Genomic DNA, 26,467 nt, shown 5'->3' with positions numbered 1-26,467 from the left:
TGCCATGCCAGCTTATTTTGCCTCACGCGCTCTGCTCCCCGAAGGGTGGGCGCATAACGTCCGCCTGGATGTTGATGCGCTAGGTTACCTGACTCAGGTGACTGCCGATTCAGATCCTCAAGGCTGCACCCGATTGCACGGCGACGTGGTACCGGGCATGCCGAATCTTCATTCCCATGCTTTTCAGCGTGCGATGGCCGGGCTGGCAGAAATAGCGGGTAACCCACAAGACAGCTTCTGGACCTGGCGTGACCTGATGTACCGCCTGGTGCAGCGCTTGACGCCGGAACAGGTGGAAGTGATCGCCCGTCAACTGTATATCGAAATGCTGAAAGGGGGATATACCCAGGTTGCGGAGTTCCACTATCTGCATCACGGCGCGGACGGCAACCCTTACGCCGATCGCGGTGAAATGACGGGGCGTCTCAGCCAGGCGGCAGCACAGGCGGGGATTGGTATGACACTTTTGCCGGTGTTGTACAGCTATGCGGGGTTTGGCGGTCAGCCCGCGCAACCAGGGCAAAAGCGTTTTATTCAGAATGCGGAAAGCTATCTGGAGCAGCAGCAGGTGATTGCCCGTCAGTTGGCGGATCAACCTTTGCAAAATCAGGGACTGTGCTTCCACTCGCTGCGAGCGGTAGAACTGAGCCAGATGCAGCAGATCCTGGCCGCATCAGACAGCACCTTGCCGGTGCATATTCATATTGCAGAACAGCAAAAAGAGGTCAATGACTGTCTGGCCTGGAGTGGCCGCCGTCCGGTAGCTTGGTTGTATGATCACTTGCCGGTCGATAGCCGCTGGTGTCTGGTGCACGCAACGCATCTCGACCGTGACGAGCTGGAGCAGTTGGCGCGCAGCAAAGCGGTGGCGGGCCTGTGCCTGACCACGGAAGCGAATCTGGGCGACGGTATTTTCCCCGGCGACGCCTACCTGCAGCATCAGGGGCGTTGGGGCATCGGCTCCGACAGCCATGTCTCGCTCAATGTGGTTGAGGAACTGCGCTGGTTCGAATACGCCCAGCGGTTGCGCGATCAGCGTCGTAACCGGTTGACTACGCCAGAGCAACCGGCAGTGGCCGATGTTCTGTACCCGCAGGCCTTGCAGGGGGGGGCGCAGGCTTGTGGCGCGCCTATTGGGCGTTTACAAAGTGGTTACCGTGCCGATTGGCTGGTTCTGGACGGTGATGACCCTTATCTGGCTGCTGCACCTGACGCCGCCATTCTGAATCGCTGGCTGTTCGCCGGCGGCAAAGAGCAAATTCGCGACGTGTTTGTCGGTGGCCGGCAGGTGATTGAACAGGGGCGTCATGCCCTGCAACAGCAGAGCCGCGCAGAGTTTCTGCAGGTGCTGAAAACGTTCCAGCAGGAGGCATAATGGGCCCGACGCGTTTTGATTTTGCCTCTCTGCCGGTAACGCCGTGGCGCAATGGTGGGGGAGAAACCCGCGAGATTGCCTGTTGGCCCGCTGGCAGTCAGGATTTTGATTGGCGCGCCAGTATTGCCACTATCGCGCAGGACGGCCCTTTCTCAGCTTTCACCGGTATCGATCGGTCGATCACGTTGTTGGAAGGCGATGGTGTGCATCTGCTGAGCGACGGGCAGATTGATCATCACCTTTCGCAGGTTGGTGAGCCGTTCGCCTTTTCCGGTGATGTGGCACTGAATGCGACATTGCTGGGCGGTAGCAGCCAAGACTTCAATATCATGACCCGACGCGGCCGCTGGGCAGCTAACGTGCAGCGCGTAACTGCGGCGACGGTGTTACCCCGCCATCATGCCGGTGTGTTGTACGTGCTGCAGGGCCGTTGGTCGCTGGCCGATGGCGTCATGCTGGCTGCGCGTCAAGGCGTGTGGTGGGCGGCGGATGAACACCACGGCACCTTGTCGTCGCTGGCGGAAGACAGCGTCATTCTGTGGGCCGATATCATGCCCGGCTAGACCGGGCTAGAGTCCAGCGCTAAGCTATGGGATTATTTGGTTTTCTATCCCACACAGAGAAGGGTGCATGGCCTCGCTGAAAGACGTTGCAAAACTTGCCGGGGTATCGTTAATGACGGTATCCCGTGCCATCAACGAGCCCGATAAGCTGCGGCCGGAAACCTACCAACGCGTCAAATTGGCGATTGACCAACTCGACTATGTGCCCGATCTCGCGGCACGGCGCATTCGCGGCGACAGCAGCCGGGTGCAAACGCTTGGCGTTTTGGCGCTGGATACTGCAACCACACCGTTTTCTGTGGAAATGATCCTGTCGATTGAAAAAACGGCGCGCGAGCACGGTTGGAACAGCTTTGTCGTTAACCTGTTCGCCGACGACAACGCTGAGCACACCATTGACCTGCTATTGGCACATAGACCGGATGGAGTGATCTTCACCACCATGGGGCTGCGCCAGGTGACCCTCCCGGCCAAGCTGCTGGATAAAAAACTGGTGCTGGCGAATTGCGTCAGTCCGGAACATCGGGTCGCCAGTTACATTCCTGATGATGAACAAGGCCAGTACGACGCAATGTGTACGCTGATCGCCAAAGGCTATCGTGCCCCCTTGTGTATTCACTTACCTGAAACCACCGTGGCAGCGGGCCTGCGTCGCCGCGGCCTGGAGCGTGCCTGGTGTGACGCGGGGGGGGATGTGAGCCAGTTGCGTCAGTATCATCTCGATTTGACGGATGGCGACGAGCATTACCGCGACAGCGTAGAACTGCTGGAAAGGCACTTTTCACCCGGGCAGCGCGACTGTGATGTGGTGGTGTGCGGGAACGATCGGGTAGCATTTATGGTGTATCAGGTGCTCTTGGCGCAGGGCTGGAAAATACCTCAGCAGGTAGGCGTTTTGGGCTATGACAACATGGTGGGGATTGGTCAACTGTTCCTGCCACCGCTGACGACGGTACAGTTGCCACATTACGAACTGGGCCGTCAGGCGGCGCTGCATCTGATCAATCAGCTCGATCACCAGGATACGCGGAAAGTAGCTTGCCCACTGTTGCTGCGGGAATCACTTTAATCCATCAGGGCGCAATAAATGCGCGCTGGTAATCAATGGCTGGGAACCGGCCCGAACATGTTCGACCCGATTTATCCCTTGCAGATGCAATGGGGCGCAGCATATAAACTGTGCCCCTCACACCAAACAGGCGTTTATTCCCAGATGCTGTCCAATTCCCAGGCCTGTAATGCAGCAAACTGCGCCTGTCCACTTTCGGCAAACAGGCTAACGCCTTGATGACCGTCGGCCGGGTAGATACGGCTGGTTAGACAGGCAACGCCCTGATTGACGAAGACCTCCAACGATGATCTGTCGATAAAGATCTGTAACGACAACCCTTCCCCCGCCGGTAGTGGCACACTGCGACAACCACATAGACCGGGATCCTCACTGAACCGCTCCAATACCAGGCGATGCGCCTGATTATCGACGTACAGCCGTGCAGCCTTACCGATAGCGATACCGTAACGCTCGGCATTACTGTCAGCCAGATTCAGCGTCAGGGCTAATTCCTGCACTTCTCCCGCTAACATTTGACGTTGGTTGCACAGCGATACCGCAGCCAGAGATTGTTGCTGCCCACGCAATGCCGCCAACTCGCGTGCCGGGTTCATCAGTACGTTTCCATCGGCCGCCAGCGTCAACTCGCGGGGCAGGGTAAGGGCGCCGGCCCAGCCGTGCGCTTTGCTCGGCATCGGGGATTCCCACATGTCCATCCAGGCGAACAGCATGCGTCGGCCATCGGCGGTGGTAAAGGTTTGTGGCGCATAGAAGTCGTGCCCGTTGTCCAGTTCGCAAAACGCTTGGGTAGCGTTGAAATCATTGCCGGGTTGCCAGTGACCAAGCAAATAGCCGCTCTGGAATCGATTGCGATTGCGGTATCCCTGCGCTGCCAACCCTTGTGGGGAGAATAGCAACACCTGTTTTTCCCCTAGCGGGAAGAAGTCGGGACACTCCCACATATAACCCTGATGCAACGTCTGTGCAGCGCTCAATACGCGATCAAACTGCCAGTCGTGCAGATCGTTCGAACGGTAAAGACGCGCTTGTCCCAACCCGTGCTCCTTGGCACCGACCACCATCCACCATTGGTCGCCGGCGCGCCAGACTTTTGGATCGCGAAAGTGCTGGATACCCTCTGGCGGCGTTAGCACCGGCCCGTGTTTAACGAAATGGATCCCATCTTCGCTGGTGGCCAGGCATTGCACCTCGCGTACCTGATCATCATCGCCTTCTTTGCCCAGCCAGACGTGGCCGGTATAGATCAGTGTCAGTATGCCGTCATTATCCACCGCACAGCCTGAGAAGCAGCCGTCTTTGTCATCATCATCGCCAGGTGCCAGGGCGACAGGTTGGTGCTGCCAGTGCGTGAGATCTTGGCTGGTCGCGTGGCCCCAGTGCATTGGTCCCCAGTTCTCATCATACGGGTGGTGTTGATAGAACACGTGATAGACACCGTTAATACAGATCAGGCCATTGGGATCGTTGATCCAGCCTGCGGCCGGAGCCAGATGAAAGCGTGGGTAGTACTGCTCCTGACGTTGTGCGCGCAGGGCTTCGACCGCATGATCGGCTTGAGCTAAGGCATTTTTCATTGGGTTGGCTCACTTGATTTTATCGTGGATTGAAATGGATGCGTGCTGGCCACGGTCTCGCCGCGCAGCAAAAAGCAGGAAATCAGTGTGGTACCGGCCACCGCGCAGCCCATCAGCAAATAGGTGTCAGCAAAACCGATGCGGTCATAACCGTAACCCGCCAAGGGGGCCAGAATGCCGGCAACGATCTGGCTGATAAATTGAAATCCGACCAGATACAAGGTGGAGGACAGGCGACTGTCGAAGCGCGTAGTGATGTACTTGAACATCGCTACCAGCAGGATCGGCAATTCTACGGCGTGCAGTAACTTCATGGCGGAAATCATCAGTGCGCCGCTGGCCATGCCGGAACCGAACATGCGCAGTGCCATTACGCTACTGGCCAGCAACAGACTCTGTTTGATGCCGATGCGGTTAACCAGCAGCGGTGCGAGGAACATGCCGCCGGCCTCCAGAAACACCTGCAGTGAGTTGAGGAAACCGTACATGCGGTTGCCTTCTTCGTGGGTGGCGAACTGCGAGGCGAAATAAACCGGGAACTGCTGATCAAACACGCCGTAGATGCTGGTGCCGAGTACGAATACCACGAGTGCCCAGAATCCCGGTAAGCGCAGCAATGCCAGGGCGTCCTGCAGTTTCAGGTTTTCCGGCTTGCCGTACTCGAGACCGGCCATGGCATTGGGTTTCAGCTCACGCACTTGCCACAGTAACAGCAGAAACACTGCCGCCGAGGCCGAGGCGATCCAGAAGTTGATGTTGGGGTTGATATTGTAGTTAAAACCGGCAAAGAAGGTGGCGCTGGCCCAGCCCAGAGAGCCCCACATACGCGCCCGGCCAAATTCGAAACCGACGATGCGGCTGACACGTTCGGTATAGGATTCCAATGCGCCAATCCCGGCGTTGAACGCCAGGCTGACAAATACGCCGCCGACCAATGCGCCGGCCACCAAATTGGTTTGCAGCAGCGGGGCATAGACGTAGATAAAGAAGGGGCCGGTGAGTAACAGCAATATCCCGACAAACAGCAGCAGATGTTTACGCAGCCCGAGTTTGTCCTGAATAAAACCGTACAGCGGCTGTGCGCACAGCGCCATGATCGACATTGCGGAGAAGATGAGGCCGGTTTCTGTCCCTTTAAGGCCAATTTTCTGGTTCAGCCAGATCGAAATCAGTGAAAAGCTGGATGACCAGGTAAAGAAGAAGAAAAACAACAGGCCGCTGAGAAGTGCATAATATTTTTTTGTTTCGCGGTTCATGTGAAATACCCTGATGAATGAAATTAGCTCTATTGTTAACGTTAACTTTGTGCCAGATAAAGTCATCAAAACGAGAGGTTGCGATGTTAATCACAAAAGTTAACGTTAACATTTTACTGGTGTGATCGAAATCACTCAGCGAGAAAATAGGGCGCGCAGAGCGCCCAAAAGGAATTAACGCTCGTTGAGCGAACGCAGATGGTCGTCACGCCGCAGGGTCATCAGCGCGAACAGGCTGACAACCGACGTGGCGACCACATAGTAAGCGGGAATGTCGAGGTTGCCGGTCTGTTTAATAAGACCGGTGATGATTAACCCCGCGGAGCCGGAAAACACGGCATTGGACAGCGAGTAGGCCAGCCCCAGGCCGGTATAGCGCACCTGGGTTGGGAACATTTCTGCCAGCATAGCGGGGCCTGGTCCGGCGAGCAGGCCGACGACAGCACCGGCGATCATCACCGCGATACCCTTGGCCAGCAGCGAGCTCTGCGGATCTTGCAACAGGTGCAACAGCGGGAAGGTAAACAGGATCACCGCCACCACCGCGGTCAACATGACCGTTTTGCGTCCCAGTTTATCGCTAAGGATACCGGCGGGCAGAATAGTCAGTGCGAAGCCGATGTTGGCCAGCACGGTGGCGACCAGCGCCTGTTGAAAGGTTGCGTGCAGCGAGGTTTGTAGGTAGGACGGCATGACCACCAGGAAGGTGTAACCGGCAGCAGACCAGCCCATCATGCGGCCAATGCCGATCACAATGGTTTTCACGACGCCGCTTACCTTCACGGCGGGTGCCTGCGTGGCTGTGTGGCGCGTCTGTTGTGCCTGGGTAAAGGTGGGTGTTTCTTGCAGTTTTAGCCGCAACCACAGTGCTACCGCCCCCATGGGTAACGCGAGCAGGAAGGGAATTCGCCAGCCCCAGTCATGCAATTGCTCTGTCGTTAATAATGCGGCTAACAGTGCCACCAGGCCTGCGCCGGCCAATAGCCCGAACGCCACGGTCAATGATTGCCAAGCCCCGAACAGGCCACGTTTACCCTTTGGCGCAAACTCGGTCATAAGCGACACCGCGCCACCAAACTCACCGCCGGCAAACAGCCCCTGAAACATACGTAACAGCGTCAGCAACAGTGGGGCGGCGACGCCAATGGAAGCGTAAGTTGGCATTATGCCAATCAATGCAGTGGCTACCGTCATCAGCAGCAATACCGCAATTAACGTCGGCCGGCGACCAATGCGGTCGCCGATACGGCCGAAAATCACGGCGCCGATCGGGCGACAGAAAAAGGCCAGCGCAAAGGCGGCATAGGTGAGGATCAGGCTGGTGATTTCACTTTCACCCTGGAGGGTAAAAAAATTGGCGGCGATCACGGTGGCGAGAAAACCGTAAACGCCGAATTCATACCATTCGATAAAGTTGCCGACCGAACCGGCCAGCAAGGCCTGACGCGACTGGCGTGCGTCGATAACCGCCGTTTGTGTGTCCATCCCCATTCCCGTGTCTTTGAATTATTGTCATTCAGTTCTAAATTCTTATGACAAAACAATCAATTATTTTAAACAGGAAGTGTGAGACGGGATTCACCATGGCAAAGGGGCGACCTCACGACCGTTTTCAGCGTAGTACAAGGAGGGCAGAAATTGTGCCAGATAGCTGAATTCATTGTAACAATGGCGCATCAGGTTGAAACCGACATCATCCGGTAATTCGTCATGTGCGTTGGTGCAGGATTTCCCCAGTAAGAAGCGGCTGCGCAACACGCAACCATAAGGGGTGTCCCGAACCAGGTGCAGCATTTCTCCGTCGAGAGGGTCGCCGTTATCGTCCAACGCTACCTGTTCGCCAAAACCGATGCGGGCGCAAATCGCAGCAGATAACGCCTGGCTTTCGCGTGCCTGCTGCAAGGCGTGTGCAGCAAAGAAGTCTTCGGCGGCATGGAACTTCAGCCGAGCCGGTGTCGGTGGCATTTCCGCTAGCCACTCCACCGCGTCGATGCTGGCCCCGACATAGCTTTCCCCTTTTTTCCAGTGGGCGTCCCAGCCACGGTGTTCGACGTGATCATGCGGATGCCACCAGCGGATGTGTTGCGTGGTTTCAAAAAAGGTAAACCACCACTCCAGCATACGGCCTTTGCAGCCGTGCAGGTCGGTACGAATAGCCACGGTCAACAAACCGTCCATGCTACGTGTCAGCCCCATCTCCAGCCGCAATGGTTCCGGTTTAAGCAACGCGTTGATATCATTAACGCCCCAAGGGAGCACCAGCGATTGATGTGTCATAACGGTCATCCTTTTTATTTAGGAAACTAATGTTGTTTCCAAAATAAGACTATGCCGGTATGCTGTCTCTGTCAACGCTGTAGAGGATTAATCATGGCAAATGAAACAGACGCTCAATCGCGTTCACGCGGAAGGCCAGCGGTCCCGGAAAGCGAGCTGCGGGCCGCCGTGGTGGAGGCGACCCTGCAACTCCTGCTGACGCAGGGCTATGCCGCGACGACAGTGGACGCGGTGGCAAAACAGGCAGGCATGGCCAAAAAGACCCTGTACCGCTTTGCTGAAAACCGAGAGGCACTGGTGATGCAGGCGGTAGCAAGTTGGCCGGACGCTTTTCAGCCGGTGTTCGAACAAGATCCACAACAGGTGGCAGAACTGCCGATGTTGTTGGAACAAGGCTTACGGGCGATAGCACGGCAGGTATTGAGCGCACAGGCCCTGGGGATGTTTCGTCTGTTACAAGGCGAGTTTCCAGGCCGGGAAGCGCTGTTGGTCATCTACCAGCGCAACGGTATTGAACGCGGTCGGGCTATTGTGGCTGATTGGCTGCAACGCCAACAGCGGCGCGGATGGCTACGTGAGCTGGAATTCACCCAGATCAGCGATCTGCTGCTGGCGATGGTGATAGCGGAACCGTTGCGCCAAATGGCACTGGGGCTGTTGCCACCGGGCAGTGAAATCGATGATCGCATCGCGGCTGCGGTGGCGGTGTTATTGCCTGGATTGCTCAGCGCGCCGTTGCCGGCGCCCTGAGCGTGGGGGAGGTCTGCTGGCTTACTTGCCGTAGTGACGTAATACTTGCTCGGCGGCTGCAAAATCTGGGGCTAGCGGGCGATCTGTCTCGATAAAGGGGACCTGTTTGCGTACAGCAGCGTAGAGTGCTGCAGTAGGTGCAGAGAGCACAAAACCATTCTGGCGTTGCTGGCGTAAATCCACGGCCTGTGCGTCATGAACCAGCAGAATGCCCAGCAATTGATAACTGTTATCCACTTGCTGCTGAACGCGCTCAACCACCGACGGGGCATTGGTGGCGATGTCTTCGATATCGCCGGCGACCGGGAAGTAATCAAGCGACACTGGCATTGCCAGCTCTTTGTTGCGCATTGCCAGCATCATGACCGGTTTTTCCATCGCACCAAAGGCATGTACCGTATGATCCGTGCCGAGAAAACGCGTCAGGCCAGTAAATGCAGGGTTGTTCAGTTTGACCACCTGTTGTGCGCTGGCCAGCGAGTTGTGCGCCAAGGCTAACCCCAATTGTTCGAAGGCCAACACCCACGGAAGGGGCTCAAAGTTGGCGCTGGGGAGCACGGCACCCTGCAGGTCGCCTTCACTGACGTACCCGACGGCCTCTTGCGGTCGCTGTGACGGTGCTGTCACGTTCAGTGCGACACCCGGATTGTCATCAGAACTGTTCAACTGCACCAGTAACTGATCGTAAGCTTGCTGATAGCTGCGTTGAAGTTCTCCCAAAAGATAGACGCCGGAGCGGAAGCTAAGTGGGTCTTGCAAGGGGCGGCTGTCGTCGTGTTGCCACAGGCTGGAGCCGGCCAGCAGCTCACGCAGGTTTTTCCCCGTGGCTGCCACTTCGGGATAAGGGCGCAATGCCAGGGTATTGGCAAGGAAAGGGGATACGTTGCCATTTAGCGCTTGCAGACTGAGCGCGTAGGTCAAGGTATTAACCTGTATCAGGTGAGACAATGAATCCAGGGCTAATGCGCCGCTGGCGGCAGAGTAAGCATTAGAGCTGAGGATCGATAACGCGTCTTTGGCATAAGGAGCAATGGGCGGCGTTTGGCTGCTATGCAATGCCGTTTTGGCCGCCACCTTTTTACCCTGGTAATAGACGTCGCCTTCGCCGAGCATCGCCAGTCCGACGTGGCTAATTACCGTAATGTCGCCTTCACCCACGGAACCCTCTGCGGGGATGACCGGTGTGATACCTTTATTCAGGAAGGCGACATAGGCGTCGACAATCGCTGGCTGAACGCCACCGCCACCGCTCAACAAGGCGTTGAGGCGGGTTACCATGGTCGCCCGCGCGACTCGAATGCTCATGGGGTTACCGATGCCGCCAGAGTGGGCATGCAACAGGCCGACGTTAAATTTCTTCGATGCCTCTACGACTTCTTGCGTTAGCTTGCCGTGTACATCGACCATCGGGCGGTCTTTGTTCAGGCCTACGCCGACCGTCAACCCATAGATTTTCAACCCGTTCTGCGCAGCTTGTATTAATACCTTATGTGACATTGTCACGCGCTCCATTGCTGCCGGAGCCACTGCCACTGCTTCGCCATCGGCGACGTTGGCGACAATCTGCGGGGTAAGAGAGTGGCCGTCGAGGGTTACGGTGGCTGCCCCGATCTGGCTGTAACCGAGCGTGAGCAGGATCAACAGCGATAACGTCAATTTTCCTGGCATGATAAATAGACCCTTATTATTGATTTTTATGATGTTGTAATCGCGATCTGGTTTAGAACTGCCGCTGTGGGCGACGGGCGATCAAATACAGGGTGATCAACGCCAATAAACTGGCGATCATCACGTACCAGGCCGGGGCAAAACGGGTACCGGTATTTTGGGTTAACCAAGTGAGGATTGCCGGGGCAAAACCACCGAACACGGTGACAGCCAGGTTGTAAGAGACGGACATGCCGCTGGCACGGACTTCAGTAGGAAAGAGATCTGATAAGGCTGCGGGTGCCACGCCGACGAACAATGACACCAGCACGCAAAACAGTGTCTGCACCAGTATCAGCATCGCCGTGGTGTGGTAGGCATCCAGCAGCAACAACAATGGGTAGCTGGCGACCAGCAGTAGCGCAGCCCCGGCCTGCAAGATCTTCAGTGTCCCGATCCGGTCTGACCAGGCACCGGCAGCGACACAACACACCACCATAAAGCAGTTGCCGATCAGCGCTGCCAGAAACGCCTGGTGGCTTTCGAAGTGCAGTACGCGCTGGACGTAAATCGGCATATAAATAATCAGCGCATAGACACTCACGGCCCATAGGATTGACAGCCCGGTACCCAGCAGGACGGCATGGCGATGGGTACGGAATAACAAGCGCAACGGCATCTCTGGTGCACGTTTCTCTTGCAGCCGTCGCGCCTGTTCCTCGGCGAACAGGGGCGTTTCTTCGAGCGTTTTACGCATCCACAGGCCGATCGGGGCGATTGACAGGCCGATAATGAAGGGAATGCGCCAGCCCCAGTCACCCACTTGCTCGTGGCTAAGTGTCAGCGTGACGGCTGTCGCCACTAGTGCGCCAAGGATATTGGATATCCCCATGCTGGCCTGCAGCCATGAAGCGTACTGGCCTTTTTGATCCTTGGGGGCATGTTCGATCAAGAATGCTGCGGCACCGCCAACTTCACCGCCCGCGGAAAACCCCTGCAGCACTCGGCCACACAGGATCAGCAGTGGTGCCCCTATACCGATGGCGCTATAGGGGGGAGCAAAGGCAATGATTGCGGTACCGACGGCCATGGTCATTATCGTCAGCGTCAGAGCGGCCTTACGGCCGACCCGGTCGCCGTAAGCGCCGATCACCAATGCACCGAGGGGGCGAATGACGAACCCGAGGCCGAAGGCCAGAAAGGCTTCAAACAATTGGGTGCCGGGATCGTTCGGGTGAAAGAAGTTCTGCGCGATATACACCGCAAAAAAAGCGTATACCGAGAAGTCATACCACTCCAGCGCATTACCGACAGAAGCGGCGGCAATCGCTTTGCGCCCACTGCTTTTTTTACGCGGCGTGACACTGGCGTCAGTGGCCAACAGAGGCGATATTGAGGGAGCCGTGCTTTTATTCATCGTTGTTCTCCACGAGGCAGTGAGATATACGGCAGGGATTTTTCAGCAATCTCGTCCAGTGACTCTTGATAGCCGGCGTCGGCGTAGCGCATCACGCCCGTGCTGGTGTCGTTAGTCATCGACAGTTGCAGGCGCTGTGCCGCCGCAATGCTGCCGTCAGCAACGGTGGTGATGCCAGAGCTGGTCATATAACCGCTGTAACCGCCGCCACCGGAGTGAATGGCCACCAGATCCGCCATAGAGGCACAGTTGACCAAGGCATTGAGCAGCGGCCAGTCGGCGATCGCATCGGAGCCATCCTTCATCTTTTCAGTCATGATATTAGGATGTGCCATCGCACCGGCATCGAGATGATCGCGTGTGAAGGCGATCGGACCGGACAGGCGCCCGTCTGCCACCATACGGTTCACCTCTAGCGCCAGCTCGGTACGTTCACCGTGACCAAGCCAAGCGATGCGCGCCGGTAATCCCTCGAACGGAACATGCTTACGTGCCAGGGTGATCCAATTACTGACGATGCGATTGTCGGCAAAACGCTGCAGCAGATAGTCATCAATCACGCGAATGTCGTCGCTGTTATTGGACAGGGCTATCCAGCGGAACGGGCCGATAGCGCGGCAAAACAGCGGGCGAAGGAAGGCCTCGGTGAAAATAGGGATCTCGAATGCACGCTCAACGCCGCCCTGATGGGCGTGAGTGCGTATGAGATTGCCGTTGTCGAACACCACCGCACCGCGATCCATAAAACCGATCATGGCCTGTACGTGCTGAACGATTGAACGGCGGCTGGCATCCATCAGGGCATTGATGTCTGTTTCGCGCTGTGTCGCCACCTGAGCGAGGCTATAGCCCGCAGGGACATAGCCGTAAACCAGGTCATGCGCTGCTGTTTGGTCGGTGACGATATCAGGGATGACACCACGGGCCAAAATAGCCGGGTAGATCTCGGCGGCGTTGCCTAGCAGGGCAACAGAAAGGGCCTCTTTGCGCTGTTGGGCGGCAGCGATCATCGCCAGTGCCTGGTTGAGATCTGCCGCTTGATGCTGAAGAAAACCATTTTTCAGCCGCTTGTCGATGCTGGCTTGATTGACTTCGATGGTCAGAATCGCGGCATTGGCCAGGGTGCCTGCCAGTGGTTGGGCACCGCCCATGCCACCCAATCCGGCGGTAAGAATAAAACGCCCGCGTAGATCGTTGTCAAAATGCCGTTCGGCAATGCGCGAGAAGATTTCATAGGTGCCCTGGATCACGCCCTGCGAACCGATATATTGCCAGTCACCGGCGGTCAGTCCTCCCCAGCAGATCAGATTCTCTTTTTCCCAGCGGTAGAAGTTTTCCGCTTTCGCCCATTGGCCGACCATATTGCAATTGGCCATGATCACTAACGGTGCATTGGCGTGGGTTTGCAACACGCCGATGGGTTTGCCGGACTGCACCAGCAAGGTCTGATCTTCACGCATGGTTTTCAGTGCGTGAACAATGGCATCGTGTGATGGCCAATCACGTGCGGCCCGGCCCAGAGCGGCATACACCACCAGTTCATCCGGGTTTTCGCCTACCGCCAACACATTCTCCATCAGGCGCAGCAGGGCCTCTTGTCGCCAGCCGAGGCAGCGTAATTGGGTGCCGGAGGTGACCCCAAAGGTTCTTTTCATGCGGCATCTCCTGTCGGCAGGTAACTGCGTAGATCAATACCCAGCGTTTTCTCCACCGGGGGATAGACCGCAGGATCGGTAACCGAAGACGAGAGCGGGAACTGCGAGTGATGCATATGGAAAATCACGACGTCCATCCCGGCTTTCAGTTGCCCTGCGCTGATCGGGTTACCGGCCATATCCAGTGTGGTGATGACGTCCGGATAACTGGCAATTCGCTCACCATGGGCATCTTCTACTGCCATATGCTCATTCATGACGTGGATGCGGCGCAGCCCATTCCCCTGACCAATCGTCACAATACCGACGTCAAACGCCTCTTCGGTATAGCGCAAACTGTTGTCGGCAACGACGCCGCTGCCGATGATTTGACCGCCGGTGTGGCGGCAAATCGCGTCGACAACGTCACGGCCCTGTGCCGCCAGAATGCTTTCACCTAATGAGATCGCCTGACTGATTCCCCCCAGTGCCGCGTGTTGGCGTACATAGGCGGCCGGTATCGGGTTGCGGCAACTGGCGATGAACCCGCCGGACATGTCGGCCGCTTTGCGCAGCACTGGCGATACCTTGGCGGTGGCACCTTTCACGACCAACTCGATATAGGCATTATGGTTACGGTTACCACCGACGGCGGCCTGGATCATGGGTTGCGGGCTGGAGGCCAGGCCAATAGAACCCATATCACCGGTGGGATGGGCGCGCAGGTCGCCAACGGCATCAACGACCTTGCAGCCGAGGATTGCCGCAGGCAACCAGCCGTTGAGGGTACTGGACATACCATTTTGGCCAACCATCAATCCCGCGATAGGGGCGCCCAGTTCCTGTTGTACCAGTTGGACCGCCTTGACGTAGTCGACACCCAGCATCTGCCAATCGGTCAGACCGCCGGGGGCGCCAATTGCCGCAGCGGTGGCGATCCAGGCGTCATCGGCCAACTCATCAAGAGTCACTAACTCTGGCCGCCCAATGGTCACGGCCAACCGCCCCAGTTCCAGGCCGTGGGCCACCCAGCCGCCACCGCCGCAGGCAAATACCGAACCGCCTTTTACTGCGGCTTCTACATCATCAAGTGTTAAAACACGCCCCATGGTCTGTGCTCCTGAAAGTATCGGTGAGATTGCGCTTGAATGAATAATCTGTGAATAGTTGCGCTACCGGAATTCGATACTAGGGGGCGGTTAACTAAAATGTCGCATTACTTTTTATCACCTGCGTATAACAAAATGTTAACCCGTGGCCTGGAAAAAATAATGCGCCGCCGTCATGAGGGACAGCGGCAAGGGAAAGGGCGAAAAAATGGCCTAGCGCGACCAGTGGATCTGTACTGACTCCAGGGTATGGATAAACGCTTGTGCCAAGCGCGACAACGGTTCGTACATGCCATGCACGATACTGATAGGGGTATTTGCAGTGGGTTCTATCGGCCGGAAAACCACCTTGGTCCACACCGGTCCGTTGGCGGTAATTTCGTCGATCAATGCGATACCTACCCCGGCTTGCACCAATGCACAGGCGACATGGATCTGCTGCACCTCAACGGTGGGTCTCAGAATAATGTCGGCATCGTTCAACAGTTTGCGTACCAGCTGGCCGATAGGGATGTCGGCACCGTAGCCAATGAAGGGTTGGTCGATTAACTCTTCGATGCCAATCACATTTTTAGCCGTCAGTGGATGAGAAGCGGGCAGCGCCACCACTAATCGGTTCTCGTACAATTGACGCGAATGCACGTTGGGATGGCCCTCATGCAGAAAGGCGACGCCCAATTCGACCTGTTGTGTCAGCACCGCTTGCAAGAGCACATCCGGGATCATGGTGTGCAGAATTACCCGTGCTTCAGGCAGTTGTGCGTGAAACTTGGCGATAGCACTGGGGATAAGGCCTTGGCCTAAACTTGGGCTACAGGCAATGCGCAGGTGTCCCATGCGGTTTTGGATCAAATCCTCCGCCACTTCGTTGACCCGCTGTACTCCTTGATACACAGAGTTGACTTCGACAAACAGGTGGCGAGCTTCTGGCGTGGGGTACAGCCGCCCCTTGATACGCTCAAATAACGTCAGGCCTAACCGTTGCTCGGTATAGGCGATGAGTCGTGAAACTGCCGGTTGAGAAACGTGCAGCAGTTTTGCGGCACCGCTGATCGAACCGGTCAGCATAATGGCGCGAAACACTTCGATTTGTTTGAGGTTTAAACGCACACGTCCTCCACGGGTAGTTAACATTTTGTTATGCATGAGTGATAAACAAGCATAAGACAGAATAGATAGCCTCACCCTACACTGCCCTTGGTATCGGCACAACTGGTCGATTGATAACCTGAGATAACTGCATTTTTATGCAGTTATCGGTAGGGGGTAATAAGGAGAGAGGCATGATGAATCTGAGTCAACGACCCGAGCTGGTGGTAAAGGGCAATCTGGTGGATGCCGAACGGGTGACACCTGACGGCTGGCTAGCGATCGCTGGCGGTAAAATCATTGGGAGCGGCAGTGGACAAGCCCCCGAGGCATGCAAAGTCATTGAGGCCAGCGGCAAGTGGATCCTGCCCGGCGTGATTGACGGTCAGGTGCATTCTGGTAGCCAGGCGAATCAGGAAGGGCTGGGGTGGGCATCGCGCGCGGCGGCGGCGGGGGGAATCACGGTGATGGTTGATATGCCCTATGACGACCCCGAACCTGTGGCTTGCCGCGCACTGCTGGACGCCAAGATTGCCGAGGTCGAGCGTGACTGCCATGTTGACGTGGCCTTGTTTGGTACCCTTAATGCAACCTACGGTTTTGACGCCGCCGCGGGTCTGATTGAAGGTGGCGTGTGCGCCTTTAAATTCTCTACCTTTGAGGCCACACCGGGACGCTTCCCTCGAGTGGATGAGGATGACCTGATGCACGCCTTTGAGCTGATTGCGCCCACGGGGCTGGCCTGTGCGGTACACAACCAAATGCAGGAGCTGACGCGTAAGAATATTCAACGGATGATCGACAGGGGGGATACCGGCTGGGATGCTTTTATGCGTGCCCATACGCCCTTGATCGAAAATCTGGCGACGGCGCTGATTTATGAAATGGGGGCAGAAAGCGGTGCTCGCGCCCATGCAGTGCATGTTTCTACCTCACGTGGTTTCGAGCTGTACCGGATGTATCGACAGGCCGGGTATCCCGTCAGTATTGAAACGTGCGTTCAGTACCTGATGCTCAATCACGAACAGCATACGCGCCAATTTGGTGCCAAAACCAAACATTACCCACCGATCCGCCCAAAAGCGGAAACGGAACGACTGTGGAGCCATATTGCACAGGGCGATTGTACTTTCGTTTCGTCCGACCACGTCAGTTGGGGGCTGGAGCGGAAAGGGGATGCCAACGTGTTCAAAAATGCGTCCGGTGGTCCCGGATTGGAAACCTTGCTGCCCGCACTGTGGACGGGATGTGAGCAACACGGCATCGCACCGACGACCGTGGCACAACTGTTGTGCCGCAACCCTGCGCGTCATTTCCTTCTCGACGATCGCAAAGGGGCGTTTAACCCCGGCATGGACGCTGACTTTGTCATTCTGCGGCCGGAACATTATCGATTCGACCCGGCTAACAGTCTGTCAGCCGTCAAATGGAGCGCTTTTGAGGGCATGGAGTTTAGCGTGCGGGTAGAAGCAACCTATTGCCGTGGTGAGGCGGTTTTCGTCGATGGGCATATTGTTAACACTCCGGGGACAGGCCAGTTCCTGCGTCCACACATTGCCAGAGGAGAAAACCAATGACAGCGTTAATCGATAGCGGACGCTTATGGGCAAGGGTCAATCATCTGGCACAGATGACGCTGCCGGACGTCCCCTGGACACGGCGTGCCTTTACACCGTTGTTCAGTGAGGCGCGTATCTGGCTTGCTGAGCAAATGCAGCTGGCCGGACTGACAGTGACGTTGGATGAGGCGGGCAATCTGATCGGACGTCGTGCAGGGCTACGCAATGATTTGGCACCACTCGTCACGGGGTCACATTGCGATACCGTGGTGGGCGGCGGGCGCTATGACGGCATTATCGGCGTATTGGCGGGGATAGAAATAGCCCATAGCCTGCACCAACAGACAATTGCTTTGCAGCATCCGTTTGAGGTGATCGATTTTCTGTCCGAAGAGCCGAGTGATTATGGCATTTCTTGCGTTGGCAGCCGGGCGCTCAGCGGTGAGTTGGACAGTGGCATGCTGGCGGCGAAGAACGCACAGGGTGAAACACTGGCGGAGGCAATGGCTCGTATCGGTGCTCAGCCTGAAAAGCTGACCCAGCCGCTGCGCCTGCCCGGGGGAACAGCAGCTTACCTTGAATTGCATATAGAACAGGGCCCAGTGTTGGAGCACCAACGGCTGCCGATAGGGGTTGTAACGCATATTGTCGGCATTCGCCGTGTATTGGTGACTGTGGTTGGGCAACCGGATCACTCGGGCACCACGCCTATGGATATTCGTCGCGATGCACTGGTCGGTGCGGCACATGTGATAGAGCAGGCCCATGCCGCGGCATCACGACAAAGCGGCAACCCGCATTATGTGGTAGCGACCGTGGGCCGTATCGCTATGACGCCGAATGTACCCAACGCCGTACCGGGGCGGGTGGAGTTAATGCTTGAAGTCCGAAGCGACAGTCAGCAAGTATTGGACTGCTTTCCTGAGCTCCTGCTGGAGCAGTGCCTTTCGCGGTTACAGGCGTTGGGTTTGCAGGCGGAATTGCAGCACGTTAGCCGTGCGCGCCCTACCGCCTGCGCGGAATCGGTGATGCAGGCGATTGATAATGCTGCGCAATCACTTGGGTTGGCCAGTCGTCGTTTGCCTAGCGGCGCTGGACATGACGCCGTTTACATGGCACCGACCGGGCCGGTGGGAATGGTGTTTATTCCTTGCCTGAACGGGCGCAGTCATTGCCCTGAGGAATCGATTACCGAGCAACAGTTGGCGGATGGCGCCAGGGTGTTGGCACAGGCATTGATTAATTTGGATAAGCAACTGGCGTAAAAAAGGGGCCAATCGGCCCCTGAATCGTGAATATCTCTTTGCTTATGGGACTGAGCTCAACGTGCTGCGCCCCGTTGCCTTACAGTTTAGGTCCCGCATTCACCAATTTTTCCCCTGCAGGGGTCAGGGTATATTTAGCGAAGTTGTCGATAAAACGCTGCGCCAGATCCTGCGCTTTTTCCTGCCAGAGCGATTCGTCAGCGTAAGTTTTGCGCGGATCGAGGATCGAAGGGTCAACGCCCGGCAACGCTGTCGGCACTGCCAGGCCAAAGATCGGCAGGGTAAAGGTGTCGGCGTGTTCAATCTCACCGTTCAAGATAGCGTCGATGATGCCGCGTGTGTCCTTAATGGAAATACGCTTGCCGCTGCCGTTCCAACCGGTATTAACCAAATAGGCCTGGGCGCCGGCGGCTTCCATACGTTTAACCAGCACTTCGGCATATTGCGTCGGGTGCAGCGTCAGGAAGGCTGCGCCGAAACAGGCAGAGAAGGTTGGGGTTGGGGTAGTGATCCCACGTTCAGTCCCCGCCAGCTTGGCCGTGAAACCGGACAGGAAGTGATATTGGGTTTGTTCCGGCGTCAGGCGAGATACCGGTGGCAGCACCCCGAAAGCGTCCGCAGTCAGGAAGATGATTTTCTTCGCATGGCCCGCTTTAGACACCGGTTTGACGATGTTTTCGATGTGGTCGATCGGGTAAGAAACACGGGTGTTTTCGGTTTTGCTGGCGTCATCAAAATCAATGCTGCCATCGGCCAATACCTGCACGTTTTCTAGCAGCGCGTTGCGGCGGATCGCCTGGTAGATTTCAGGCTCTGCCTGCTGAGACAGCTTAATGGTCTTGGCGTAGCAGCCGCCTTCAAAGTTAAACACGCCGTCATCATCCCAGCCGTGTTCGTCATCGCCGATTAACTGACGTTTGGGATCGGTGGAAAGGGTGGTTTTGCCGGTGCCGGACAGGCCAAAGAACACTGCCACATCACCTTGTTCGCCAACGTTCGCAGAACAGTGCATTGAAGCGATGCCCTGCAGCGGCAGCAGGTAGTTCATGATCGAGAACAACCCTTTTTTCATTTCGCCGCCGTACCAGGTTCCGCCGATCAGCTGCATACGTTCAGTCAGGTTAAAGGCAACGAAATTCTCTGAATGCAGCCCCTGTTGTTGCCAGTCCGGGTTGGTGCATTTGGCCCCGTTCATCACCACGAAGTCCGGTTCGAAACGTTGCAGTTCTTCGTCGGTCGGGCGGATAAACATGTTTTTGACGAAGTGTGCCTGCCAGGCCACTTCGGTGATGAAGCGGACCTTCAGGCGGGTATCGGCATTGGCACCGCAGAACGCATCCACAACAAACAGGCGCTTGCCGGACAGTTGGTTGCCCACCAATGTTTTCAGATGTTGCCAGACCTCGGGCGACAGCGGCTGGTTGTCATTTTTGCCGGTGCCGTTGTCGGACCACCAGACGGTATCGCGCGTGGTGTCGTCACGCACAATGTATTTGTCTTTCGGTGAGCGGCCAGTGAACTCGCCGGTATCGACGTTAACCGCACCCAATGTGGTTAGCGTTCCGCGCTCCAGTGCCGGCAGGTCGGCACGGGTTTCCTCAGTGAAGAGTTGCTCGTAGCTTGGGTTATGGACGATTTCGGTAGCCTGATGGATGCCGTAACGGGCCAGCGTTTGTGGGGTAATAGCGATTGAAGACATATCCTACTTCCTTATTAGTTCTATGCCCGCTGACTTTCGGGCCGCAGCAAAACTACCCGCATTCAGTAAGCCGCAGGGCATATATTATGTGCCTGTTTTCTGCACGGTGCCGCGTACAGAGACAGGCTCGGGTACAGCTGACCGGATTCAGCTAATTGCCGCTCCGGTTCTCATTAATAAACGCGCGGATTTTTACTTCCACCTATAGCATAGCAGTGAATTTACGACTGATTATTTTAATTACAAAACGCTGACGATAATTAATTAAAACCAACATCGGCGAAGGTTCACAATATTGGATTAATAAGGCGTAATTTAGTTTTGTATTTTTATTTTTTATCATATTGTCAGTGCTGTCCACTATTTTATTTATTATAAGAAATCTAATTTATCCAGATAATGGCTTGTTTTAACGCTTTAAATTACTCCACGTATCGTTAGACGATCCGCTCCATACTGAACACTTGTCAGCAGGGTGAATAATGAAACAGATAAATGCAGAAATTGCGTGTGAGAAAGAAACACCGCAGCCTGATCCGTCAAGATTAATTAATCAAATCCGGCAGATGGATATCGGTGCAGTACCGGTTGCACTGTTTATCACTATTTGTGCCATTGTTGCCGTTTCGGCCTACGCCAACTTCTTGCCAAAGAATATGATCGGTGGTCTGGCGGTGATCATGACACTGGGTTTTGCGCTGGCACAGTTAGGGAAAAGTATTCCCGTGCTGCGCGATATTGGTGGCCCGGCGATTCTGTGCCTGATGGTGCCTTCAGTATTGGTTTACTTTAATTTCTTCCAGCCGAACGTAATGGCTACCGTTCATCTGCTGATGAAAGACGCCAATCTGCTGTACTTTGTGATCGCCAGTTTGGTGGTCGGCAGTATTCTTGGCATGAACCGGGTGATCCTGATTCAGGGCATGATCCGCATGTTCGTGCCTTTGGTCGTCGGCACGGTGACGGCCGTGGTGACGGGGCTGTTGGTGGGTAAGTTGTTTGGCTTCACTTTCTATCACACCTTCTTCTTTATCATTGTGCCGATCATCGGTGGCGGCATTGGTGAAGGCATTTTGCCCCTGTCACTGGCGTATTCTGCCATTCTGGGATCAACACCAGACGTGTATGTGGCGCAACTGGCACCCGCAGCGGTATTGGGCAATATCTTCGCCATCGTAGCGGCAGGTGTGTTGGCCCGTCTGGGTATGAAGCGCAAGGCATTGAGCGGCGATGGCATGCTAATCCGCTCGGCGCAAGAAAACGCCGTGTTTGCCATTAAAGAAACCAGCGGTAACGTTGATTTCCAATTGATGGGGGGCGGGCTGTTGGTGATTTGCGCCTTCTTTATCGTCGGTGGTCTGTTCGAACACATTGTGCATATCCCTGGCCCGGTGCTGATGATCTTGTTTGCGGTACTGTGCAAATACTGCCGAGTGATACCCACCTCAATGGAAACGGGAGCACACAGCTTTTATAAATTTGTTTCCACCGCGCTGGTGTGGCCGCTGATGATTGGCTTGGGTATGTTGTATGTGCCGTTAGAAAGCGTGGTAGCCGTCTTTTCAGTAGGTTATGTGGTGGTCTGCGGTTCAGTGGTGTTGTCTATGGGGTTGGTGAGTTTCCTTATTGCGCCTTATTTAAAAATGTACCCGGTTGAGGCGGCGATTGTTACCTGTTGCCACAGTGGATTAGGGGGGACCGGCGACGTAGCGATCCTCTCCGCATCCAACCGCATGGGATTGATGCCTTTCGCGCAAATTGCCACGCGTATTGGCGGCGCTTCTACCGTCATTGGTGCGACGCTGCTATTGGGTTGGTTAATCTGAGTCCAAATGACATTATGGATACCGGGGTGGATTGCCCCGGTTTTTTTATTTGTGTCGCGGGCTAATAATAAGCACCAAAGCGTAATGGGAAAGGGCGTCATTATTTTAATGAGGTGAGGCGGTATTTTAATTAAAAGTGTCTATGCTTTTTGTTAAGGGATTATCGTTCTCATTAAGAGTGCTCATGGAGGGTGCCAGCCGCATTACCGAAATCCCCGTATTGACTCAGCACCGGACCCCGGCCATTAAGGCTATCCGTCAGTGACGCCCTCAGCTCACTGAAATGACGAATATGGAGATTTTGGCATGTCATCAAATAAGCAACAGGCTAGCGCTTCTGCTGAAGCTATAACGGTATTGGCCTTTCAGGGCGCGTATAAACCTGAAAGCGATTCACAGCTTAATGTGATCCATCCCTCAAAAAGTTTTGATAATGCCGGGCTGGAATTGATTCGTGGCGATCGCAGTTGGCACGACAAAGGGGTAACAGAAACGGCGGTTAACCTGAGCTATAGCTTCTGGGAACAGGCACCGGGCAATATGTCGAGCATGGCGATCAGCGGGTTCAGCAGCTTTAATGCACAGCAGCGTGAACAGGCGAAACTTTCGCTGCAATCTTGGTCAGACGTTGCCAATATCACCTTTACAGAAACCAGCAATACCCAAAGCGCGAATATCAAATTTGGTCTTTTTGATGTCAGCTCGCGTGGTTCATATGCTTTCGCTTATAACCCGGACTCTTCTCCATCGGTGGCGGGGCAAACCTGGTATAACGCCAAAAGCAACGTGTTCGTCAATAATCTGATTCATGAAAATGAATATGGACGCCAGACATTTACCCATGAGATTGGTCATGCTCTGGGGCTGCAACATCCAGGCGATTACAACGCTGCGCCTGGCGTCAGCATCACTTACAGCAAAGATGCCACCTACTTTGAAGACAGCCGCGCCCACAGCGTCATGAGTTATTTCAGTGAAAGCAGCACCGGGCAGGACTTTAAGGGGGCATACTCCTCTGCTCCATTGTTAAATGACATCACGGCGATTCAGCATTTTTATGGCGCCAATATGACGACCCGTAGCGGTGATACGGTTTATGGCTTTAATTCCAATACCGATCGTGATTTCCTCACGGCCACCCATGCCCAGGACAAAATCGTGTTTACCGCGTGGGATGCCGGCGGCAATGACACTTTTGATTTCTCCGGTTTTAGCCAGAATCAGCGCATTAATCTTAACGAGAAATCGTTCTCCGATGTGGGAGGGTTGAAGGGGAACGTTTCAATCGCTGCCGGTGTTACGATCGAGAATGCGATTGGCGGTGCGGGAAATGACGTCTTGATTGGTAATGCCGCGAATAACCTACTGCAAGGCGGAGCGGGCAACGACGTACTGTTTGGTGGCGAGGGCGCTGACCACCTGTACGGTGGCGCAGGTAAAGACACCTTTGTTTATTTTGGTGCGTCGGAATCGCGTGCGTCTGCACCGGACTGGATCCACGATTTTGTTCGTGGTGAAGACAAGATTGATCTGTCGCTGTTTAATACCGGCAGCAATAGCCTTGAATTTGTCAGCCAATTTAGCGGCAAGGCCGGGGAGGCTATGTTGACCTATGACCAACAGGCTCATGTCAGTGATGTGGCAATCAATATGGGCGGCGGGTTTGACGGCAGTGATTTTCTGGTGAAAGTGGTGGGGCAACCCTTGGAAATCAGTGATTTCGTGCTGGCGTGAGGCCTGATGGCAACAATAATTCGGTGTTTTGAGGAAAAACCCGACAATTCCTATTAAATCCGTCATGTTAGCCTGACATAGTAATGCCCAGAAGGCCGGGCTTGCATACCTCGGGCTTCTGCCGAATCGCCAACCATTCCGGTTGGCGATTCATTTTCCATCTTTCAGCATGTTGATCGCCGCGCCGATCAGGATACGGCGTTCGATATCGTTGCAGTCGTCCAGTTGTTGTGTCAGGTGTTTCGCCAGCGTTTCTACCGTTAAAACCTCACCGCGATGGCGCAACTGCATCACGCTGTCGCCGATCAAACGTGCTACTTCATCCCACACGGGTTTTATCTCCTGCTCCGAGAACATCATCGTTTACCTCGGCTGGGTGATTTTTGGTCAATGTAGCAGGTGAGCCTGGGGTTCGCCACCACCCCGATCGCACAATTCCAAAACCGGAAGTATAAAAAACAAACCATCAGTATTTCTTCTGGTTTTTTTATCCAATACTGACAGTGTTGAATATCTGGAGGATGAATGATGAAACTGATCGATCAATTGGCTGGCTACCATCGCCGGAGTCAGCGGGCAGAAGTGCAGCATTGGTTGAGTCGTCTGTGGTTACCACAAGGGGAGGCACGAATAGCCTATCTGCGCGAGCTGCTGGAGCCGGAAGCCCAACAACCCGCAAAACGGGATCACCCCTAGTGCGGTGTTCGCCAGTGTCCGGCCGGACTGGCGTTATTCGAGAATATCTTCGATCTCTTCGAGCATCTGGTGACCTAATTCGGTGGTAATCATCAATACACCGCAGATCAAAATAACCAGCGCCAGCAGCAGTAAGGCGATTTGGATGCCTTTGCCATTATTTTTTGCCATCGGGCTTGCTCCTTGCCGTTAGCCAAAGACGATTGCCGCCCAGCGCAATAACAGTAGGGCGAGACAGATCAGCAACAAAATCAAAAACATCTTCCAGTGTTTGGTGCGCATGCGTTTGGTTGCCAATGTGACCTCCTGTTGGTGTAATCAACTGAAATACCAGCCGCCGATAACAAAGATAACGATCACCACCACCGCCAGGACTTTGAGTAAGTCACTAAAGGTGTCATCTGAGTCTTTATCTGCATCTTTCATTTTACCGCCTGACCGTCGCCATGGAGTGGATCTCGCCCACAGTATGCCTGTTGTCCTGGCACAGGCACAGGCATTTACCGTAAACGGCTTGTAAAAAATGTGGGAATGAGTGACAGCGGGGTGAATTAGGCAGGTGCAGGCAGCGGGGAATACGTTGTACTATTCTGTCTGCACAATGATTCATTCAATAAGGTATGGCAATGGCGAGCGAAATTCCGAAAAAATATGAAAACACCGAACGTTGGGCGTTTGGCAATACTGAGCAGCAGGCCGATGACATCGTAAAGCTGATCCTCAACGGGACCAAGACGGCAACCTGCGCCAATCTTGACGGTGAAGGTATCCCGCTGGCCGGCGATGTGTTTGTGGTGGTTGATGGCAAGGGTAACCCGATTTGCGCGGTAGAACTGACATCAGTAGAAATGAAAACCTACGATCAGGTTGATGAAGCGCATGCTTATGCTGAAGGCGAAGGTGACCGTTCACTGGCCTACTGGCGTAAAGAGCTGCAGAGTTTCTTTGAAGAGTATGAACTGTTCTCACCTGATATGACGCTGGTGCTGATGAATTTCAAAGTGGCAGAGACGTTCTGATTTGACACGTCCAGTTCCCTACGTCTGCCAGTGGGCGACACCCGAACTTGCGGCCGACTTGATTGCGGGCCGAGTGACGTTGGCTGACGACGCCAACTGGGCGCTCAGTGGTGCGCATGACCGTGCGGAATACGTCGAATGGGCTAACCACGTCTGCGGTATGGCCTGTCTGAAAATGGTGTTGAGCCACCGTGATGGTGATGCGCCATCGCTAATGGAGCTGGCACGCCGCAGTTTGCCGTACGGCGCTTACGTACGTGAGGGGGAGCGTATTAAGGGGCTGATCTACGCGCCCTTTGTCGACTATGTGCGTGAGCAGTTTGCGCTGGCGGCAGAGGTTCGGGTTGGGCTTGAACCTGGGGAGTTGCTGCCGTTATTAGCGCGACACCGTTATTTTATGGCCTCGGTGCACCCTGGCATTCGCCAGCCTGAGCAGGTACCTCCTCAACGAGGGGGGCATCTGGTTTTGGTGACGGCGGTCGAGGCTGACTGCGTGACCTTCCACAATCCTTCCGGTGACAGCCTGGCGACCCGCAAACAGGTTCGGTTACCGATGAGCCACTTTGGCCGTTTTTTTGCCGGCCGCGGTATCGCTATCGCATAAAAAAACGCGCCGTGTTCTTAGCGGACACTGCGCGTTCTTCCGTTTACTGCCGTTCATTCTAATCGCATCACCCAGGCATCGGTCTGTCGATCGTAATGTTGTTTATACAGCAGCGATTGCTTGCCATTCAACATTGCCGGGATGCTGGTGTGTTCATCCCAACCGTCTAGCTGCATACACAGGTCGGGATCCGACTTGCAAGGGATTGCCAGCGTACTGGCTTGCTCTGACGAAGAAGACAAATGTGCATCGTCGACCTCAAAACTGCCTATTTTCACCACGGTTTTGCCCATTGGAACTCC

General features: G+C 55.2%; 25 protein-coding genes. 11 read left to right on the top strand and 14 right to left on the bottom strand.

From position 1 onward, the window contains the following. The first annotated feature begins 4 nt into the window (after positions 1-4). The 3 genes from AC2FC2_RS02800 (at position 5) to AC2FC2_RS02790 (ending at position 3,007) form a co-directional block, all read left to right on the top strand. Positions 5-1,375 carry a formimidoylglutamate deiminase gene (locus AC2FC2_RS02800; protein ID WP_490658685.1) on the top strand — a complete coding sequence of 457 codons (1,371 nt, stop codon included), beginning with the start codon at positions 5-7 and terminating at the stop codon, positions 1,373-1,375. Then, positions 1,375-1,938, top strand: coding sequence for a HutD/Ves family protein (locus AC2FC2_RS02795; RefSeq protein WP_490658684.1), 564 nt, complete (start codon positions 1,375-1,377; stop codon positions 1,936-1,938). Before AC2FC2_RS02800 ends, AC2FC2_RS02795 begins: the two co-directional genes overlap by 1 nt. A gap of 67 nt (positions 1,939-2,005) precedes the next feature. After that, positions 2,006-3,007, top strand: a complete 1,002-nt coding sequence (locus AC2FC2_RS02790; RefSeq protein ID WP_209632953.1) for a LacI family DNA-binding transcriptional regulator — start codon at positions 2,006-2,008, stop codon at positions 3,005-3,007. Positions 3,008-3,141: 134 nt separating this feature from the next. On the opposite strand, the gene AC2FC2_RS02785 is transcribed toward AC2FC2_RS02790, so the two are convergent. The 4 genes from AC2FC2_RS02785 to AC2FC2_RS02770 all read right to left on the bottom strand — a co-directional run bounded on the left by AC2FC2_RS02785 (position 3,142) and on the right by AC2FC2_RS02770 (position 8,117). Continuing rightward, on the bottom strand, positions 3,142-4,584 hold the full coding sequence (locus AC2FC2_RS02785) for a glycoside hydrolase family 32 protein (protein ID WP_490658683.1): 1,443 nt from the start codon (positions 4,582-4,584) through the stop codon (positions 3,142-3,144). Next, positions 4,581-5,840 (bottom strand): MFS transporter, encoded by a 1,260-nt coding sequence (locus tag AC2FC2_RS02780; RefSeq protein WP_490658682.1) that lies wholly within the window; start codon positions 5,838-5,840, stop codon positions 4,581-4,583. The genes AC2FC2_RS02785 and AC2FC2_RS02780 overlap by 4 nt, the downstream gene beginning before the upstream one ends. A 174-nt stretch (positions 5,841-6,014) precedes the next feature. Next, positions 6,015-7,325 (bottom strand): MFS transporter, encoded by a 1,311-nt coding sequence (locus AC2FC2_RS02775; protein ID WP_265557117.1) that lies wholly within the window; start codon positions 7,323-7,325, stop codon positions 6,015-6,017. A 93-nt stretch (positions 7,326-7,418) separates the two neighbouring features. Continuing rightward, positions 7,419-8,117 carry a DAPG hydrolase family protein gene (locus tag AC2FC2_RS02770; RefSeq protein ID WP_209632957.1) on the bottom strand — a complete coding sequence of 233 codons (699 nt, stop codon included), beginning with the start codon at positions 8,115-8,117 and terminating at the stop codon, positions 7,419-7,421. 93 nt (positions 8,118-8,210) lie between these two features. Between AC2FC2_RS02770 and AC2FC2_RS02765 the strand changes: the two genes are divergently transcribed. Then, a complete protein-coding gene (locus tag AC2FC2_RS02765) occupies positions 8,211-8,867 on the top strand; it encodes a TetR/AcrR family transcriptional regulator (protein ID WP_490658681.1) in 657 nt (218 codons plus the stop codon). A gap of 21 nt (positions 8,868-8,888) precedes the next feature. On the opposite strand, the gene AC2FC2_RS02760 is transcribed toward AC2FC2_RS02765, so the two are convergent. The 5 genes from AC2FC2_RS02760 to AC2FC2_RS02740 all read right to left on the bottom strand — a co-directional run bounded on the left by AC2FC2_RS02760 (position 8,889) and on the right by AC2FC2_RS02740 (position 15,784). Next, complete coding sequence (locus AC2FC2_RS02760) at positions 8,889-10,535, bottom strand: HAL/PAL/TAL family ammonia-lyase (protein ID WP_490658680.1); 1,647 nt, start codon at positions 10,533-10,535, stop codon at positions 8,889-8,891. A 52-nt stretch (positions 10,536-10,587) separates the two neighbouring features. Then, positions 10,588-11,931: an MFS transporter gene (locus AC2FC2_RS02755; protein WP_209632960.1), complete on the bottom strand. Its 1,344-nt coding sequence runs from the start codon at positions 11,929-11,931 to the stop codon at positions 10,588-10,590. Then, positions 11,928-13,586, bottom strand: coding sequence for a thiourocanate hydratase (ertB, locus tag AC2FC2_RS02750; RefSeq protein ID WP_209632961.1), 1,659 nt, complete (start codon positions 13,584-13,586; stop codon positions 11,928-11,930). Before ertB ends, AC2FC2_RS02755 begins: the two co-directional genes overlap by 4 nt. Then, complete coding sequence (ertC, locus tag AC2FC2_RS02745) at positions 13,583-14,674, bottom strand: thiohydantoin desulfurase (protein WP_209632962.1); 1,092 nt, start codon at positions 14,672-14,674, stop codon at positions 13,583-13,585. Before ertC ends, ertB begins: the two co-directional genes overlap by 4 nt. Before the next feature lie 213 nt (positions 14,675-14,887). After that, positions 14,888-15,784 carry a LysR family transcriptional regulator gene (locus tag AC2FC2_RS02740; protein WP_209632963.1) on the bottom strand — a complete coding sequence of 299 codons (897 nt, stop codon included), beginning with the start codon at positions 15,782-15,784 and terminating at the stop codon, positions 14,888-14,890. Between the two features lie 173 nt (positions 15,785-15,957). Here AC2FC2_RS02740 and ertD point away from each other — a divergent pair, with 173 nt between their 5' ends. Beyond that, entirely contained in the window at positions 15,958-17,340 is a 1,383-nt protein-coding gene (gene ertD / locus AC2FC2_RS02735; protein ID WP_490658679.1) for a hydantoin-5-propionate amidohydrolase, read from the top strand. Continuing rightward, the gene (gene ertE, locus AC2FC2_RS02730) at positions 17,337-18,587 is read left to right on the top strand and encodes an N-carbamyl-l-glutamate amidohydrolase ErtE (RefSeq protein ID WP_265556180.1); all 1,251 of its coding nucleotides are present in this window, start codon (positions 17,337-17,339) and stop codon (positions 18,585-18,587) included. The genes ertD and ertE overlap by 4 nt, the downstream gene beginning before the upstream one ends. Positions 18,588-18,666: 79 nt before the next feature. Here ertE and pckA read toward each other — a convergent pair whose 3' ends face one another. Beyond that, on the bottom strand, positions 18,667-20,286 hold the full coding sequence (pckA, locus tag AC2FC2_RS02725; RefSeq protein WP_209632966.1) for a phosphoenolpyruvate carboxykinase (ATP): 1,620 nt from the start codon (positions 20,284-20,286) through the stop codon (positions 18,667-18,669). 482 nt (positions 20,287-20,768) lie between these two features. Between pckA and AC2FC2_RS02720 the strand changes: the two genes are divergently transcribed. Together AC2FC2_RS02720 and AC2FC2_RS02715 are read left to right on the top strand one after the other, a co-directional pair. Further along, a complete protein-coding gene (locus AC2FC2_RS02720; protein ID WP_209632967.1) occupies positions 20,769-22,112 on the top strand; it encodes a 2-hydroxycarboxylate transporter family protein in 1,344 nt (447 codons plus the stop codon). 306 nt (positions 22,113-22,418) lie between these two features. Then, complete coding sequence (locus tag AC2FC2_RS02715) at positions 22,419-23,846, top strand: serralysin family metalloprotease (protein ID WP_490658678.1); 1,428 nt, start codon at positions 22,419-22,421, stop codon at positions 23,844-23,846. Positions 23,847-23,996: 150 nt separating this feature from the next. On the opposite strand, the gene AC2FC2_RS02710 is transcribed toward AC2FC2_RS02715, so the two are convergent. After that, positions 23,997-24,206, bottom strand: coding sequence for a hypothetical protein (locus tag AC2FC2_RS02710; protein ID WP_209632969.1), 210 nt, complete (start codon positions 24,204-24,206; stop codon positions 23,997-23,999). A gap of 165 nt (positions 24,207-24,371) precedes the next feature. Between AC2FC2_RS02710 and AC2FC2_RS02705 the strand changes: the two genes are divergently transcribed. After that, entirely contained in the window at positions 24,372-24,542 is a 171-nt protein-coding gene (locus AC2FC2_RS02705) for a hypothetical protein (RefSeq protein WP_209634231.1), read from the top strand. Between the two features lie 33 nt (positions 24,543-24,575). Here the strand turns inward: AC2FC2_RS02705 and AC2FC2_RS02700 are convergent, their stop codons facing one another. Beyond that, a complete protein-coding gene (locus AC2FC2_RS02700; RefSeq protein WP_209632970.1) occupies positions 24,576-24,713 on the bottom strand; it encodes a hypothetical protein in 138 nt (45 codons plus the stop codon). 18 nt (positions 24,714-24,731) lie between these two features. Then, positions 24,732-24,839, bottom strand: a complete 108-nt coding sequence (yniD, locus tag AC2FC2_RS02695; RefSeq protein ID WP_012144841.1) for a small membrane protein YniD — start codon at positions 24,837-24,839, stop codon at positions 24,732-24,734. Between the two features lie 329 nt (positions 24,840-25,168). On the opposite strand from yniD, the gene AC2FC2_RS02690 reads away from it, so the two are divergent. Continuing rightward, positions 25,169-25,561, top strand: coding sequence for an ASCH domain-containing protein (locus AC2FC2_RS02690; RefSeq protein ID WP_037422476.1), 393 nt, complete (start codon positions 25,169-25,171; stop codon positions 25,559-25,561). Position 25,562: 1 nt separating this feature from the next. Then, positions 25,563-26,165, top strand: a complete 603-nt coding sequence (locus AC2FC2_RS02685) for a hypothetical protein (RefSeq protein ID WP_490658677.1) — start codon at positions 25,563-25,565, stop codon at positions 26,163-26,165. Positions 26,166-26,218: 53 nt separating this feature from the next. Here the strand turns inward: AC2FC2_RS02685 and AC2FC2_RS02680 are convergent, their stop codons facing one another. Then, a complete protein-coding gene (locus AC2FC2_RS02680) occupies positions 26,219-26,458 on the bottom strand; it encodes a YebV family protein (RefSeq protein WP_037422480.1) in 240 nt (79 codons plus the stop codon). Positions 26,459-26,467 lie beyond the last annotated feature (9 nt).

It is taken from the genome of Serratia sp. CoH_122_TC_1, from assembly GCF_058191755.1.
The sequence above is the reverse complement of the archived record's forward strand: the minus strand, read 5'-3'. Positions and strand labels throughout refer to the sequence as shown.